Annotated in this window: 15 protein-coding genes; 13 read left to right on the plus strand and 2 right to left on the minus strand. The window is 67.3% G+C overall.

Annotated features, from left to right (window positions below; genetic code table 11):
- Positions 1 to 7 precede the first annotated feature (7 nt).
- From CF68_RS13270 to CF68_RS13295, 6 genes are all read left to right on the plus strand, one after another.
- Positions 8 to 892, plus strand: coding sequence for a branched-chain amino acid ABC transporter permease (locus CF68_RS13270; protein ID WP_013952436.1), 885 nt, complete (start codon positions 8 to 10; stop codon positions 890 to 892).
- Entirely contained in the window at positions 892 to 1,938 is a 1,047-nt protein-coding gene (locus tag CF68_RS13275) for a branched-chain amino acid ABC transporter permease (protein ID WP_035819466.1), read from the plus strand. Before CF68_RS13270 ends, CF68_RS13275 begins: the two co-directional genes overlap by 1 nt.
- A gap of 82 nt (positions 1,939 to 2,020) precedes the next feature.
- Complete coding sequence (locus tag CF68_RS13280; protein WP_013952434.1) at positions 2,021 to 2,326, plus strand: non-heme iron oxygenase ferredoxin subunit; 306 nt, start codon at positions 2,021 to 2,023, stop codon at positions 2,324 to 2,326.
- An 11-nt stretch (positions 2,327 to 2,337) separates the two neighbouring features.
- The gene (locus tag CF68_RS13285; protein WP_051591523.1) at positions 2,338 to 3,651 is read left to right on the plus strand and encodes an NAD(P)/FAD-dependent oxidoreductase; all 1,314 of its coding nucleotides are present in this window, start codon (positions 2,338 to 2,340) and stop codon (positions 3,649 to 3,651) included.
- On the plus strand, positions 3,630 to 4,919 hold the full coding sequence (locus CF68_RS13290; RefSeq protein WP_035819469.1) for an aromatic ring-hydroxylating dioxygenase subunit alpha: 1,290 nt from the start codon (positions 3,630 to 3,632) through the stop codon (positions 4,917 to 4,919). Before CF68_RS13285 ends, CF68_RS13290 begins: the two co-directional genes overlap by 22 nt.
- Before the next feature lie 36 nt (positions 4,920 to 4,955).
- Complete coding sequence (locus CF68_RS13295; protein ID WP_235205761.1) at positions 4,956 to 5,471, plus strand: nuclear transport factor 2 family protein; 516 nt, start codon at positions 4,956 to 4,958, stop codon at positions 5,469 to 5,471.
- Positions 5,472 to 5,508: 37 nt separating this feature from the next.
- On the opposite strand, the gene CF68_RS13300 is transcribed toward CF68_RS13295, so the two are convergent.
- Both CF68_RS13300 and CF68_RS13305 read right to left on the minus strand, forming a co-directional pair.
- Positions 5,509 to 6,039, minus strand: a complete 531-nt coding sequence (locus tag CF68_RS13300; protein WP_035819474.1) for a MarR family winged helix-turn-helix transcriptional regulator — start codon at positions 6,037 to 6,039, stop codon at positions 5,509 to 5,511.
- Positions 6,040 to 6,114: 75 nt separating this feature from the next.
- On the minus strand, positions 6,115 to 6,786 hold the full coding sequence (locus tag CF68_RS13305; protein WP_035819477.1) for an ankyrin repeat domain-containing protein: 672 nt from the start codon (positions 6,784 to 6,786) through the stop codon (positions 6,115 to 6,117).
- A 258-nt stretch (positions 6,787 to 7,044) separates the two neighbouring features.
- Between CF68_RS13305 and CF68_RS13310 the strand changes: the two genes are divergently transcribed.
- The 7 genes from CF68_RS13310 to CF68_RS13340 all read left to right on the plus strand — a co-directional run bounded on the left by CF68_RS13310 (position 7,045) and on the right by CF68_RS13340 (position 14,358).
- The gene (locus CF68_RS13310; RefSeq protein WP_035819480.1) at positions 7,045 to 7,512 is read left to right on the plus strand and encodes a nucleoside deaminase; all 468 of its coding nucleotides are present in this window, start codon (positions 7,045 to 7,047) and stop codon (positions 7,510 to 7,512) included.
- A 363-nt stretch (positions 7,513 to 7,875) separates the two neighbouring features.
- The gene (locus CF68_RS13315; RefSeq protein ID WP_035819482.1) at positions 7,876 to 8,085 is read left to right on the plus strand and encodes a hypothetical protein; all 210 of its coding nucleotides are present in this window, start codon (positions 7,876 to 7,878) and stop codon (positions 8,083 to 8,085) included.
- A gap of 66 nt (positions 8,086 to 8,151) precedes the next feature.
- Positions 8,152 to 8,847, plus strand: a complete 696-nt coding sequence (locus tag CF68_RS13320) for an intradiol ring-cleavage dioxygenase (RefSeq protein ID WP_035819484.1) — start codon at positions 8,152 to 8,154, stop codon at positions 8,845 to 8,847.
- 391 nt (positions 8,848 to 9,238) lie between these two features.
- Entirely contained in the window at positions 9,239 to 10,282 is a 1,044-nt protein-coding gene (locus tag CF68_RS13325) for a TRAP transporter substrate-binding protein (protein WP_200872559.1), read from the plus strand.
- 25 nt (positions 10,283 to 10,307) lie between these two features.
- Complete coding sequence (locus CF68_RS13330; protein WP_035819488.1) at positions 10,308 to 10,937, plus strand: TRAP transporter small permease subunit; 630 nt, start codon at positions 10,308 to 10,310, stop codon at positions 10,935 to 10,937.
- A complete protein-coding gene (locus tag CF68_RS13335) occupies positions 10,934 to 12,847 on the plus strand; it encodes a TRAP transporter large permease subunit (RefSeq protein ID WP_035819492.1) in 1,914 nt (637 codons plus the stop codon). Before CF68_RS13330 ends, CF68_RS13335 begins: the two co-directional genes overlap by 4 nt.
- A gap of 44 nt (positions 12,848 to 12,891) precedes the next feature.
- Entirely contained in the window at positions 12,892 to 14,358 is a 1,467-nt protein-coding gene (locus tag CF68_RS13340; protein WP_035819494.1) for an MFS transporter, read from the plus strand.
- The last annotated feature ends 34 nt before the right edge of the window (positions 14,359 to 14,392 follow it).

Here is a 14,392-nt window from a genome sequence, read left to right on the forward strand (position 1 = left end):
ACTTTTCATGGAATTGTTTGGAGTGCCCCTGCCCGCGCTGCTGAGCCAGTTGCTGCTGGGGCTGGTCAACGGATCGTTCTACGCGATCCTGAGCCTCGGGCTGGCCGTGATCTTCGGCCTGCTCAACGTGATCAACTTTGCGCACGGCGCGCTGTTCATGCTCGGCGCGGTGCTGGCCTGGATGGGCCTGAACTACCTTGGGCTGAACTACTGGCTGATGCTGGTGCTGGCACCGGTGGTGGCCGGCGCGCTCGGCGTGGTGCTTGAGCGCACCATGCTGCGCCACCTCTACCGCTTCGACCACCTGTACGGGCTGCTGCTGACGCTGGGCATCTGCCTGCTGATCGAAGGCGCGCTGCGCTCGGTCTACGGCGTCTCCGGCCTGCCCTATCCCACGCCGGAAGCCTTGTCTGGCGTGAGCCATCTGGGCTTCATGGTGCTGCCCAACTACCGCGCATGGGTGGTGCTGGCGTCGCTGGCGGTGTGCTTTGCCACCTGGTTCATGATCGAGAAGACCCGGCTGGGCGCCTACCTGCGCGCCGGCACCGAGAATCCGCGCATGGTCGAGGCCTTCGGCGTCAACGTGCCGCTGCTGGTGACGCTGACCTACGCGTTCGGCGTGGGCCTGGCCGCGCTGGCGGGCGTGCTGGCCGCGCCGGTGATGCAGGTCTCGCCGCTGATGGGCCAGAACCTGATCATCACGGTCTTCGCCGTGGTGGTGATCGGCGGCATGGGTTCGATCCTGGGCTCGATCTTCACCGGACTCGGGCTGGGTGTCTTCGAGGGCATCACCAAGGTCTACTACCCCGAAGCCTCCGCGACGGTGGTCTTCGTCGCCATGGTGTGCGTGCTGCTGGTGCGCCCCGCCGGGCTCTTTGGAAAGGAAAAATGATGGCAAGCGGAAAGCGTGCAACCTTCGCCTACGGACTGCTGCTGGCGGTCCTGCTGCTCGCGCCCTGGCTGGGCGCCTACCCGGTGCTGGTGATGAAGCTGCTGTGCTTCGCGCTCTTTGCCTGCGCCTTCAACCTGCTGCTGGGCTACACCGGGCTGGTGTCGTTCGGCCATGCGGCCTTCTTCGGCGGCGCCGCCTATGCCTGCGGCTATGCGATGAAGTTCCTGCAGCTGACGCCGGAACTGGGCCTGCTCGCAGGCACCGCCTTCGGGGCCTTGCTCGGCCTGGTGTTTGGCGCACTGGCGATACGCAGGCAGGGCATCTACTTCGCCATGATCACGCTGGCGCTGGCGCAGATGTTCTACTTCTTCTGCCTGCAGACACCCGCGACCGGTGGCGAAGACGGCCTCCAGGCGGTGCCGCGGGGCGACCTGTTCGGCGAGCTGCCGCTGGCGTCGGACCACACCATGTACTACGTCGTGCTGCTGATCACCGCCGCGGCCTTCCTCGGCATCATGCGCATCGTCAACTCACCGTTCGGGCAGATCCTGCGCGCGATCAAGGAGAACGAGCCGCGTGCGATCTCGCTGGGCTATGACGCGGACCGCTTCAAGCTGCTGGCGTTCGTGCTGTCGTCGGCACTGGCCGGGCTGGCGGGCGCGCTCAAGACCCTGGTGCTGGGCTTTGCCACGCTCACCGACGTGCACTGGATGATGTCGGGCACGGTCATCCTGATGACGCTGGTCGGCGGCATGGGCACGTTGTCGGGCCCGCTGGTCGGCGCGCTGGTGATCGTGGCGCTGGAAAACAAGTTGGGCGACGCCGGCAACGCGCTCGCGGCCATGACCGGCATCGGCTGGTTCGAAGCGCTGGGCGAATCGGTCAGCATGGTGACGGGGCTGATCTTCGTGGTGTGCGTGCTGACGTTCCGCCGCGGCATCATGGGCGAGATCCTGGCTCGCTGGCAGGCCCGCCCGCCACTGCAGGCCGGCGCGCCCGCGGTGGGGCCAGCCAGGTCCGGCGCGGCCAACCCCGGCCAGGGTTAACCAGAATACTGCCAGCAAAAAACATCAGTACACTGATCTTATATATTCAGCATACTGACAAATCCAATTCACGGAGATCGCCATGGCATGGATTGAAATCGACGCCGCTCACGGCCTGCAGAACGACGAGGTAATGCCGCTCACGCTGGGGGACCGCCAGCTCGCCGTCTATCGCAGCGACGACCAGTACTTCGTCACCGACAACGTCTGCACGCACCAGTACGCGCTGCTGTCCGACGGCTACCTGGAAGACGGCTGCATCGAGTGCCCGCTGCACCAGGCCCGCTTCGACATCCGCTCCGGCAAGGCGATGTGCGCGCCTGCCACCAGCGACATCCGCACCTACCCGGTCAAGTTCGAAGACAGCCGGGTGTGGGTCGAGCTTTGAAGGAGCCGAGCATGCCACAAGACACGCCCATCCTGATTGTCGGCGCCGGCCAGGCTGGCGCGATGGCCGCTGCCGAACTGCGCAGGCTCGGCCATCGCGGCCGCATCGTCATGGCCGGCGGCGAGCGCCATGCACCGTACGAACGCCCGCCGCTGTCCAAGTCCGTGCTCGCCGATGCCGCGCAGGACGGCAAGATCGGCGTGCACCCCGCCGGCTTCTATGCCGGGCAGGAGATCGAACTGCGGCTTGGCACCACGGTCACCGCGCTGGATCCCGCGCACAGCATGGCGCACTGCGCCGATGGCGAGGCCATTCGCTACGCCGCCTGCCTGCTCGCCACAGGCGGCAATGCGCGCGTCCTGCCTACGCTTCCCCCGGGCACGCCCCACGTGCACTACCTGCGCACGCTCGACGACGCCGCCCGCCTGCGCGATGCCATGCAGCGCGCGCGTGAGGTGATCGTGATCGGCGGCGGCTTCCTTGGCCTGGAAACGGCCTCGACCGCGGCCGGACTCGGCCTCCGGGTCACGCTGATCGAAAGCGCCGACCGGCTGCTCGGCCGCGCGCTGCCGCCTGAGCTTGGCAGCTGGCTGGCGCAGCGCGTGCTTGCGCAAGGCGTCGAGCTGCGGCTCGGCTGCGGCATCGCGGCCCTGGTACCGCAGGCCGATGGCGTGCAGGTCAGGCTTGCGGACGGCGCGGCGTTGCAGGCGCCGCTGGTGGTGGTCGCGATCGGGCTGACGCCCGAGGTGGCGCTTGGCGCCGCCGCCGGCCTGGCGCTGGACCCCGCCAACGGCGGCATCCGGGTCGACCAGCAGGGCCGCACCAGCGCGGCCGGCATCTATGCCGCAGGCGACTGCTGCAGCCAGTACCAGCCCCGGTTCGGCGCCCACATGCGGCTGGAATCCTGGCAAAGCGCCAACGAGCAGGCGCGCCTCGCCGCCGCGGCCATGCTGGGCGTGCAGGCCGAACCCGCGGCGATGCCGTGGTTCTGGACCGACCAGTTCGGCTGCAACGTGCAGATGCTCGGCGCGGCCACTCCCGATACCCGCTACGCCTGGCGTGGCATCGCCGCCAGCGACGCGCCCTGCCCCAGGTTCATGCTGCTCGGCACCCGGCACGGCCGGCTCAGCCACGCCATCGCCATCAATGCCGGCGGCGACCTGCGGCCGCTGCGCGCGCTCTTCGGCCATGCCGTCGAAGACCTGCTGCCACGGCTGTGCGACGACGCCTTGCCGCTGCGACAGCTGGTGCGCGACCTCCCGACGGCAGCGGCCAGCCCACTACACTCTGAAAGGACTCCCACATGTACCAGACACAAGCGGTGATCCAGCACACGCTGGGCAAGAAAGACGCCGGCCTGGCCGGCTGCCGTTGGCCCGAAGACAGCCTGCACTACATCCCGGACTGGGTCTACACCAGCAAGGCGGTGCATGACCTGGAGCTGCAGAAGATCTTTCGCGGACGCTCCTGGAACTACGTCGCGCTCGAAGCGGAGATCCCCAACGCCGGCGACTACAAGCGCTCCTATGTCGGCGCGACGCCGGTGGTGGTGTCGCGCGCCGAAGACGGCTCGGTCAACGTCTTCGAAAATCGCTGCGCGCACCGCGGCGCCGAGTTCTGCCGCCACAGCCAGGGCAATGCGAAGGAATTCGTCTGCCCCTATCACCAGTGGTCCTACGACCTCAAGGGCAACCTGCAGGGCGTTCCGTTCAAGCGCGGCGTCAATCGCGCGGGCGGCATGCCCAGGGACTTCCGCAACGAGGACCACGGCCTGGTCAAGCTGAACGTGGCCACGCGCAACGGCGTGGTCTTCGCCTCGTACGCGGCGGACATGGAAAGCCTGGAAGACTACCTGACGCCGGAGATCCTCAAGGACTTCGACATCGTCTTCAACGGCAAGCCGCTCAAGGTGCTCGGGTACTACAAGAACGAACTCCCGTGCAACTGGAAGATGTACCACGAGAACCTCAAGGACCCGTACCACGCCACGCTGCTGCACTCCTTCCTGGTGGTGTTCGGGCTGCTGGTGGCGGGCAATGAAAGCGCCATGATCGCCGATCCCGTGCACGGGCGCCACGGCACCATGGCGTCGGCGAAGAAGGAGGACAAGTACGCGGCGGTCAGCGACGAGAACAAGAAGGAGATGCGCTCATACCATGAAGGCATGCGCCTGGAAGACGAGCGCTTCCTGGAGTATGTGAAAGAGTTCGATTCGCCGTGGTCGGTGACGATGCAGACGATCTGGCCGAACCTGATCGTGCAGCGCGAAATGAACACCCTCGGCGTGCGCCAGATCGTGCCCAACGGGCCGGACAGCATGCTGATGCTGTGGACCATGTTCGGCTACGAGGACGATACCGAGGAGATGACGCAACACCGCCTGCGCCAGGGCAACCTGATGGGCCCCGCAGGCTTCCTGGGGCTGGAGGACAACGAGGCGATGAAGTTCGTGCAGGAAGGCGTGCGCCGCTCCAGCAGCGACCTCAATGTGCTCAAGCTGGATCCGGACCAGGTCGGCACCTCCAACTCCCTGATCTCCGAATCCGCCATCCGTGCGATGTACCAGTACTACCGCGGCGTGATGGGATTCTGAACGGCGGCTAACGGGATTCCCCAGAACATGAAACCGATGAACTATTCCCTCTATCGCGAGAGCGCCCTCGGCACCGCGCGCGCCATTGAACTGCGACTGGAGATCGAGGCCTTCCACGCGGAATACTGCGCGGTGCTCGACGCCGGCCTGGTGGAGCAATGGCCCCGCTTCTTCACCGAGGACGCGCTCTACCGGATCACCGCGCGCGAGAATGCCGAGCGCAACCTGCCGGTGGGGCTGGTCTACGCCGAAGGGGTGGGCATGATGCGCGACCGCGCCGCTGCGATTGCCAATACCCAGATGTTCGCGCCGCGCTACAACCTGCACCTGGTGACCAACACGCGCATCAGCGACGAAACCGCGGACGGCGATATCCTGGCACAGGCCAACTACATGCTGCTGCAAACGCTGGTGGAGGGCCCCACCACGATCCACCTGGCGGGGACTTACTACGACCGGTTCCGCCGCCAGGGTGGCAGGCTGCTGCTGCGCGAGCGGCAGGTCGTCTACGACACCACCATCATCGCCAACGACCTGGTCTACCCAGTCTAGCGCGTGCGCGCGGCGGGCCTTGCGCCCGCCGCCGGGCTTACATGCTGCGCAGCACGGTACGGCTGTACTGGTTGTTGGCTTCCACCAGCGTCGCCAGCAGGTCCATGAACACTTCGCGCTGAGCGGGCTTCAGCGGCGCCAGCATGCGCTCCTGCGCACGCGCCATGTCGGCTCGCAGCGCCGTGACCACGCTCTTGCCTTCCCGCGTCAGGTAGACATGGCGGGTGCGCCGGTCGGCGGGGTTGTCACGGCGCTCTACCAGCCCACGCTCTTCGAGCCGGCGCACGACGTCGGCGGTCGTGGTCCGGTCCAGGCCGACCTCCTGCCCGAGCGAGGTCTGGTCCAGCCCCGGCAGCACCGACAGCACCGTCAGGATGGCATATTGCACGGGCGTGATATTGGGAGACTTGCACTCCTCGAAGAACATCGCGACGTGGATCTGGTGCAAGCGCCGCACCAGGAACCCCGGACGGGCCCAGAGCAATTCTTTCGCCGGATCGGCTTCCGGCACGGCATCCGCCACCTCATGACTGCCGCTCGTTGCGTTGCGTTTCGCTCTCGCAGACATCGCTCTCACCATTTTGTATGCACACTGACAGTATATATGAGGCAGGCGAGAGCGAGCCGCCTTGCGGCGCAGGGTTCAGCGTGCGCCGGCGGCGCTGAGAATCTGCTCGATCTGCGTATAGCCGCGCTGGCGCGCATGCTGCAGCGGCAAGATGCCGTCGCCGTCAGCCAGGTTCACGTCGGCGCCCGCCCTGACCAGCAGGCGCACGATCTCGGTATGGGCCTGCCCGCCGTTGCCGAGGATGATGGCCTCCAGCAAGGCCGTCCACTTGAGCTTGTTGACGTGGTTCACCGCCACGCCGGCCGCGATCAGCGTGCGCACGGTCTCGACATGGCCGCGCTCGGCGGCGGGAATCAGCGCGGTGCCGCCATAGCGGTTGGTGCTGCGCAGGTCCGCGCCGTGGGCCAGCGTCAGGCGCAGGATCTCGTTGTAGCCGCGCGCGCCGGCATACAGGTAGGGGCTGTCGTGGATGGCATCCTTTGCATTCACGTCGGCGCCGGCATCGATCAGGACCCTGGCCGCCTGCACCCGGTTGTGGTGGGTGGCCAGCAGCAGCGCCGTGCGTCCCTGCGCATCGCGGTCTTCGATGCTGGCGCCCTGGCCAAGCAGTGCGGTGACCTGCGCGGCGTTGCCGCTGGCCGCGGCCTCGCGCAACCGTTGTTCGGTTGGGCCGCCGGCGGCGGCTGGGGTGGATGTCAGCATGGCAATGACCAGGGCAAGGCAGATGGACAGGCGCGCCGCCAACATGTTCTTTCCTCCGTGCGGATGCGTCAGGTGTAAGGGGATATCGATGCGGTCCGGTGCATTCTGTCATGCCGGCCACGCCGCGCGAAGTTATGGATTCGAATGCGCGCCAGTGCCATCGCTAATAGCCGGTGCTGCACGCGCACGGCCCAAATACGCCCTATAACAACCCACGCCACCATGCCGGCGCAAGGTGGCCTATATTCCCGAGGCCCGAACCATCGTCCGCCTGCACGGGCCAGGCCTCAAGGGAGACAACGCGTGTCCACGACAGAAGCCTATCTGCTTGATTCCATCCGCCTCGCCATGGAGAACGTGCGCGAACGCAATACCTGGCCCTTTGGCGCCGTGGTCGTCAGGGACGGCGAGGTGCTGGCCCGCGCGGTAAACGAGGTGGAGGCCAACTGCGACCCGAGCGCACACGCCGAAATGCAGGCGGTGCGCGCCGCCAGCCGGGCGCTGGGCAAGCCGGACCTGAGCGGCTGCACGGTGTACGCCAGCGGCTACCCCTGCTCGATGTGCCTGTCGGCGATGTACCTGGCCGGCGTGAAGGCGGTCTACTACGCCTACTCCAATGAAGATGGCGAACCCTACGACCTGTCCGCGGAGCGCGGCTATATCGAGCTGGCCCGGCCGCTGGAGCAGCGGGAGATGACGCTGGCCTACGTGCCGGCGCGCGACGAGGGCATCGACCTGTACGAGGCGTGGCGCGAGCAGCAGGGCCAATAGAAGCCGCGATGCGGCGCAAGCGGTGCAAGGGCGGTAGGCTGCCGCCTAATTCCACAGCATCGGCATGGCCATCACATTGTCATCGTGACAAGCTGATAATGAAGGAGGAATGACGATGATGGCGGTGCGACGCCCGGTCACATGTAACGGCGAGCCGTTGCACGGAACCGCGTGCTGCCGGCCTCGTCAAACCAATTAGTCGCCGGAGACAGGATGTCGCGTTGCAGCATTTCACCGCAGCGCAGCACACGTGGGCGGCATGTGCCCGCATCGTCTCCACGACTTCTCGACTTCTTCCCGCGCCGCGCCTGCTGCGCCGCGCAGACTCCCAGCAAACGCCCCCCTCTAGCCAAGGAGACGAACGTGCTGAGCCCGCATGAACTTGCCACACTGCTATTGTTGAGCGATGGTCCGGATTCCCTCGATTCCAGCGACTCCCGCCAGATCGACCCCATCGACCTGAAGGCACTGGTCGAAAAGCAACTTGTACAACTTGAGATCCTGCACGGCCGCCGGCAGGAGCCACGCATCACCAGCCACGGCTACTCGATGCTCAAGGCGATGGGGCGCTGACGTCCCGGAGCCCGCGCGGCAGCACCACGCGCCGCAAGGCGCACGCGGATCACCACGGAGCCCACGATGACAGTGCGCCCGGCAATTGGCGCCGACAGCGCGGCAGACACCGACGCGGCGCGCCGCCGCTTCCTGCATGAGCTGGGCGGCCTGCTTGCCGCTGCCGGCATCGCACCCGGCGCGGCAGCAGCCACCCCTGCCGCCTGCCTGCTGACGCCCGCCGCCACCGAAGGCCCCTTCTACCTTGACGATGCCCTGGTGCGCGCCGACATCCGCGACGACCGGCCCGGCCAGCCCTTGCGGCTGCGCATCCGGGTGGTGGATGCCGGGCGCGGCTGCGCGCCGGTGCCGGGTGCGCTGGTCAGCATCTGGCATTGCGATGCCGACGGCAGCTACAGCGGCGAGGGCCGCGGCAACCGCCAGGCGCGTTTCCTGCGCGGCGTCCAGCCTACCAGCCAGGACGGCGTGGCCACGTTCACGTCGATCTATCCCGGCTGGTACGCGCCACGCGCCATCCATATCCACTTCAAGGTGCTGCTCGGGCGGTCGGAAGCCCTGACCAGCCAGCTGTATTTCAGCGATACCCTGAACCGCGAGGTGCTGGGCAGCCACCCGGCCTACCGCGCGCGCGGCGTGCCGTCGCGCGCCACCGCGCAGGACCCGATCGCGGGATCCCACCCGAACCAGATGCGCGTGCGCCAGGCCGCCGATGCGGCGGGGCTGCTGGAGGCCGAGTTCACGGTCGGCATCGCCCGCACCTGAGCCGCCCAGTCCCGGATCCGCGGCATCGGCCGGCGCCGCCACAAAGTGCGCGGGCCCACACCGCGCGGGTAATCCCTAGATTGTGGTTCCCTGTCCCTTTCCTACCATGAAGGGAATCACGGGCCACCTGCACGCCCGCTCCTGCCGCGCGGCCACTGGCCCGGCATGCTCCAGATTTCCCGACTTTTCCGATGTTCGCGTCAGTGGCGAGTTGTCTCGGCCCCCCATGGCCGGCGCTCGCGGGTAATCCCACACACAGCAAATGGAGGCGGTCATGGCATCCAGGACAAGGAAAGCAGGCGCGGCAAAACCTGAAGCGGAAACCAGGCCAGGCGTTTCCCGGCGCGGCTTCCTCGGGGGGGCCGCCGGTGCGGCCGCGGGCGCCGCGGCAATGGGCTTCCCGGCCATCGTCAAGGCGCAAGGCCCGGTCACGATGCGCTGGCAGAGCACCTGGCCCACCAAGGACATCTTCCATGAGTTCGCCGGCGACTTCGTCACCAAGGTGAACAATATGTCGGGCGGCGACCTGAAGATCGAGCTGCTGCCCGCGGGCGCGGTGGTCAAGGCCTTCGACCTGATCGACGCGGTCAGCAAGGGCACGCTGGACGGCGGCCATGGCGTGATCGCGTACTGGTATGGCAAGAACTCGGCGCTGGCGCTGTGGGGCTCGGGCCCGGCCTGGGGCATGGACCCGAACATGCTGCTGGCCTGGCACAAGTACGGCGGCGGCAAGGAGCTGCAGCAGGAGATCTACCGCAGCCTCAACCTGGACGTGGTGTCGTTCCTGTATGGCCCGATGCCGACCCAGCCGCTGGGCTGGTTCAAGAAGCCCATCACCAAGCCGGAAGACTTCAAGGGGCTGAAGTTCCGCACGGTGGGGCTGTCGATCGACATCTTCACCGGCCTGGGCGCCGCGGTGAATGCGCTGCCGGGCGCTGAGATCGTGCCGGCGCTGGACCGCGGGCTGCTCGATGCGGCCGAGTTCAACAACGCCAGCTCGGACCGCGCGCTGGGCTTCCAGGATGTGTCCAAGGTCTGCATGCTGCGCAGCTTCCACCAGCCCTCGGAGCAGTTCGAGATCCTGTTCAACCGGAAACGCTATGACGCGCTGCCGGCCAAGCTCAAGGCGCTGATCGCCAACGCGGTGGAGGCGGCGTCCGCGGATATGTCGATCAAGGCGATCGACCGCTATTCCAAGGACTACCAGGCGCTGCAGAAGCAAGGCGTGAAGTTCTATGCGACCCCCAACTCGGTGCTGCAGGCGCAGTTGAAGGTATGGGATGAGATCGTGGCGCGCAAGGAAAAAGAAAACCCGATGTTCAAGAAGGTCAATGATTCGATGAAGGCCTTCGCCGAGCGCGCCACGCGCTGGCAGAACGACACTAACGTCGATTTCCGGCTGGCAACGAGCCACTACTTCTCCAAACGCACCTGAGCCACGCCACGCCGGGGGCCATACCGTGCAACGCTTGCTGTTTGGCATCGACCGCATCAGCACCTTCGTCGGGCAGGCCGGCGCGTGGCTGATCATCGGGCTCACGCTGATGATCAGCTACGAGGTGTTCTCGCGCTATGCGCTGGGTACACCGCACGCCTGGGTGTTCGATGCCAGCAATATGCTGTACGGAACGCTGTTCATGCTGGCCGGCGCCTATACCCTGGCCAAGCGCGGCCACGTGCGCGGCGACATCCTCTACGGCTTCCTGTCGCCGCGGATGCAGGCGTCCATCGACCTGGTGCTCTACCTGGCCTTCTTCTTCCCCGGGGTGATCGCTCTGGCCTGGGCCGGCATTGATTTCTTTGAGGTCTCGCTGGCACAGGACGAACACTCTTCCATCGCCGCCGACGGCCCGCCGATCTATCCGTTCAAGGCAGTGATTCCCGTGGCCGGCGCGCTGCTTTTGCTGCAAGGCGTGGCCGAGACCATCCGCTGCATCGTGTGCCTGGCGAACGGCAGCTGGCCGCTGCGCGAAGGCGATGTCGAGGAAGTCGATGTCGAGCAGCTCAAGGAGATGGTGCAAGGCACCCCTACCGCTGAGCTGGCCGAGTCACCGCCGCCGCGTAACGACCAGCCTGGAGCCGGCCGATGAGGAAGGAACTGTGGTTTGGCGTTTCCCTGATGGTGCTGATTGTCGGCGCCGTGGCGTGGTTCATGCCCGCGCCGGCGGACTGGACCAACGGGCATCTCGGCCTGCTGATGCTGGCGCTGATCGTGGTGGCGATCATGCTGGGCTTCCCCACCGCGTTCACGCTGATGGGCATGGGCGTGCTGTTCTCCTGGCTGGCCTACCGCCACGCCGACCCCTCGATCGCGGTGCAGCAGACGCTGGACCTGATGGTGCAGCGGGCCTATGCCGTCATGACCAACGACGTGCTGATCTCGATCCCGTTGTTCGTGTTCATGGGCTACCTAGTCGAGCGCTCCAACCTGATCGAAAAGCTCTTCCGCAGCCTGCACCTTGCGCTGGCGTGGATTCCCGGCTCGCTCGCGGTCGCCACGCTGGTGACCTGCGCGATCTTCGCGACCGCCACCGGCATCGTCGGCGCCGTGGTCACGCTGATGGGCCTGCTGGCCTTCCCCGCCATGCTGCGCGCGGGCTACAACACCTCGCTGTCGGCCGGCGCGGTCACCGCGGGCGGTTGCCTGGGCATCCTGATCCCGCCGTCGGTGCTGCTGATCGTCTACGGCGCCACCGCGGGCGTGTCGGTGGTGCAGCTCTATGCGGGCGCGTTCTTCCCCGGCCTGATGCTGACCGGGCTCTATATCCTCTACATCCTGATCCTGGCCAAGCTCAAGCCCGCGCTCGCGCCGCCGCTGCCGGAAGCCGAGCGGGTGGTGCCGCTGCCGCCGGTGGCGCGCACGCTGGAAGCCCGCGGCGCCACCCATGCCTTGCCTGCGCTCGGTGCCGGCCTGATGCGCGCGCTCAAGGGCCCGCGCAATGCCGACCTGCCGACCGCAGTGTTCGCGCGCCAGCTGGGCATCGTGCTGCTGCCGGCGATCGCCGTGGTGCTGGTGATGGGAACGCTATACAGCGCGGTGACCGCGCCCGCCGCCAGCGTCGCGGTGGAAGCACCGCTGTCACTGGGCGGCGCAGAGGAAAGCAGCACGTCACTCGACGACCTGCAGGCGCCGCCGGTGGAAGAATCCGCTGCGCCCGCCGCACCGGCCGCCCCCGCCGCTGCCACCCCTGCGCCCACCACTGCAGCGCCAGCCGGGGCGCAGCCAGCACCGGCGGCGGCTGCGGTATCGGCACCCCGCTGGTTCTGGATCACGCTGGCGGCCGTGGCGGCAGTGCTGGTGTACTTCTACTGGCGCTTCAGCTTCGCGCGGCTGGAAATCTTCAAGATGCTGCTGTCGTCGTTCTTCCCGCTGGCGCTGCTGATCCTGGCGGTGCTGGGCTCGATCGTGTTCGGGCTGGCCACGCCGACCGAGGCCGCGGCGGTGGGCTCGCTCGGCGGCGCGCTGCTGGCGGCAGCGTACCGGCAGCTGAACTTCCGCGTGGTCAAGGAATCGGTGCTGCTGACGGCCAAGACCAGCGCCATGGTGTGCTGGCTGTTCGTGGGCTCGTCGATCTTCTCTGCGGCGTTCGCGCTGCTGGGCGGACAGGCGTTGGTCGAGCAATGGGTGCTGTCGCTGAACCTGTCGCCGGTGCAGTTCATGATCCTGGCGCAGCTGATCATCTTCCTGCTCGGCTGGCCGCTGGAATGGACCGAGATCATCATCATCTTCATGCCGATCTTTATCCCGCTGCTGGACAACTTCGGCATCGACCCGCTGTTCTTCGGGCTGCTGGTGGCGCTGAACCTGCAGACCGCCTTCCTGTCGCCGCCGGTGGCAATGGCCGCGTTCTACCTGAAGGGCGTGGCGCCGCCGCATGTCACGCTGAACCAGATCTTCCTGGGCATGCTGCCGTTCATGGGCATCCAGCTGATTGCGCTGGTGCTGCTCTACGTCTTCCCCGGCATCGGCCTCTGGCTGCCCACGGTGCTGTATCGCTGAGCGCGGCGGCACCCGTTTGCACCCGTTTCCTATAATGGTTGGCAATGCCAACCGATACCGCCCTCGCCAGCCTTCCCGTCGACACCGCATTCCGCACCGACATTCCCGGGCGGCTGGACCGCCTGCCATGGTCGCGCTGGCACTGGCGCGTGGCGATTGCGCTGGGCGTCGCCTGGGTGCTCGATGGCCTGGAAGTCACGCTGGTAGGCTCGGTCGGCGCCGTGCTGGAGCGCCCCGATACGCTGGGCCTGACCGCGACGCAGGTGGGCTGGTCGGGCTCGCTCTATATCGCCGGCGCGGTGCTGGGGGCGCTGGTGTTCGGGCGCATGGCCGACCGCCTCGGGCGCAAGCGGCTGTTCCTGGCCACGCTCGCGGTCTACATGGTGGCGACGCTGGCAACCGCGTTCTCACCCGGCTTTGCCTTCTTTGCGGCCTGCCGCTTTTTCACCGGCCTTGGCATCGGCGGCGAATACGCGGCCATCAATTCCGCCATCGACGAACTGATCCCTGCGCGCGTGCGCGGGCGCGTCAACCTGGCCATCAACGGCAGCTTCTGGCTGGGCGCGGCGCTGGGCGCCGGGCTGAGCCTGGTGCTGCTCGATGCGCGCGTGTTCGGCCCGGTCTGGGGCTGGCGCGTCTGCTTCGCGCTCGGCGCGGTGCTGGCCGTGGCAATCGTGCTGGTGCGCAAGCATGTGCCGGAGAGCCCGCGCTGGCTTGCCACCCACGGCCGGCTGGAAGAGGCCGAGCGCGTGATCGCCGCGATCGAGGCCGAGGTGCGCGCCCGCCACGGCCCGCTGCCGCCGGTGGCATCCGATTGCGTCGCGGTGGCCATGCGCCGGCGCGCCGCGCCGGGCGTGGGCGAAGTCATGCGCCTGCTGTTGCGGCGCTTCCGCCGCCGCAGCGTGATCACGCTGGCGCTGATGGTGGCGCAGGCCTTCTTCTACAACGCGATCTTCTTCACTTATGCGCTGGTGCTGACACGCTTCTATGCCGTGCCGGAAGCGCGCGTGGCGCTGTATATCTTTCCCTTTGCGCTGGGCAACGCCCTGGGGCCGCTGCTGCTTGGCCCGCTGTTCGACCACATCGGGCGCCGGCGCATGATTGCGGCCACCTACGTGCTGTCCGGCATCGGCCTGACACTGACCGGCTGGGCCTTCGTTGAAGGCTGGCTCGATGCACGCGCCCAGGCGCTATGCTGGTCGGCGGTGTTCTTCCTGGCCTCGGCCGCGGCCAGCTCCGCCTACCTGACCGCCAGCGAAGTCTTCCCGCTGGAAATGCGCGCCCTGGCGATCTCGGTGTTCTATGCCGTGGGCACCGGCACCGGTGGCTTTATCGCGCCGGTGCTGCTGGGCGCGCTGATTGAAAGCGGCAGCCGCGAAGCCGTGGCGGCAGGTTACGGCTGCGGCGCGGTGCTGATGATCGTCGCCGGGCTGCTGGCCTTGCGCTTCGGCATCGACGCCGAACGCCGGCCGCTGGAGCACATCGCACCGCCGCTCGCTGCCGACGATTAGCCGCGTGCCCGCAGCGCGCGTCAGCTGCCATCAC

This window comes from Cupriavidus sp. SK-4 (genome assembly GCF_000611125.1).
GTDB classification, from domain to species: Bacteria; Pseudomonadota; Gammaproteobacteria; order Burkholderiales; family Burkholderiaceae; genus Cupriavidus; species Cupriavidus necator.

What these genes read in the sequence shown, in the direction of transcription:
- CF68_RS13270 (WP_013952436.1), top strand. Translation starts at nt 8, where the DNA reads ATGGAATTGTTTGGAGTGCCCCTGCCCGCGCTGCTGAGCCAGTTGCTG.
- CF68_RS13275 (WP_035819466.1), top strand. Translation starts at nt 892, where the DNA reads ATGGCAAGCGGAAAGCGTGCAACCTTCGCCTACGGACTGCTGCTGGCG.
- CF68_RS13280 (WP_013952434.1), top strand. Translation starts at nt 2,021, where the DNA reads ATGGCATGGATTGAAATCGACGCCGCTCACGGCCTGCAGAACGACGAG.
- CF68_RS13285 (WP_051591523.1), top strand. Translation starts at nt 2,338, where the DNA reads ATGCCACAAGACACGCCCATCCTGATTGTCGGCGCCGGCCAGGCTGGC.
- CF68_RS13290 (WP_035819469.1), top strand. Translation starts at nt 3,630, where the DNA reads ATGTACCAGACACAAGCGGTGATCCAGCACACGCTGGGCAAGAAAGAC.
- CF68_RS13295 (WP_235205761.1), top strand. Translation starts at nt 4,956, where the DNA reads ATGAACTATTCCCTCTATCGCGAGAGCGCCCTCGGCACCGCGCGCGCC.
- CF68_RS13300 (WP_035819474.1), bottom strand. Translation starts at nt 6,039, where the DNA reads ATGTCTGCGAGAGCGAAACGCAACGCAACGAGCGGCAGTCATGAGGTG.
- CF68_RS13305 (WP_035819477.1), bottom strand. Translation starts at nt 6,786, where the DNA reads ATGTTGGCGGCGCGCCTGTCCATCTGCCTTGCCCTGGTCATTGCCATG.
- CF68_RS13320 (WP_035819484.1), top strand. Translation starts at nt 8,152, where the DNA reads ATGACAGTGCGCCCGGCAATTGGCGCCGACAGCGCGGCAGACACCGAC.
- CF68_RS13325 (WP_200872559.1), top strand. Translation starts at nt 9,239, where the DNA reads ATGGGCTTCCCGGCCATCGTCAAGGCGCAAGGCCCGGTCACGATGCGC.
- CF68_RS13335 (WP_035819492.1), top strand. Translation starts at nt 10,934, where the DNA reads ATGAGGAAGGAACTGTGGTTTGGCGTTTCCCTGATGGTGCTGATTGTC.
- CF68_RS13340 (WP_035819494.1), top strand. Translation starts at nt 12,892, where the DNA reads ATGCCAACCGATACCGCCCTCGCCAGCCTTCCCGTCGACACCGCATTC.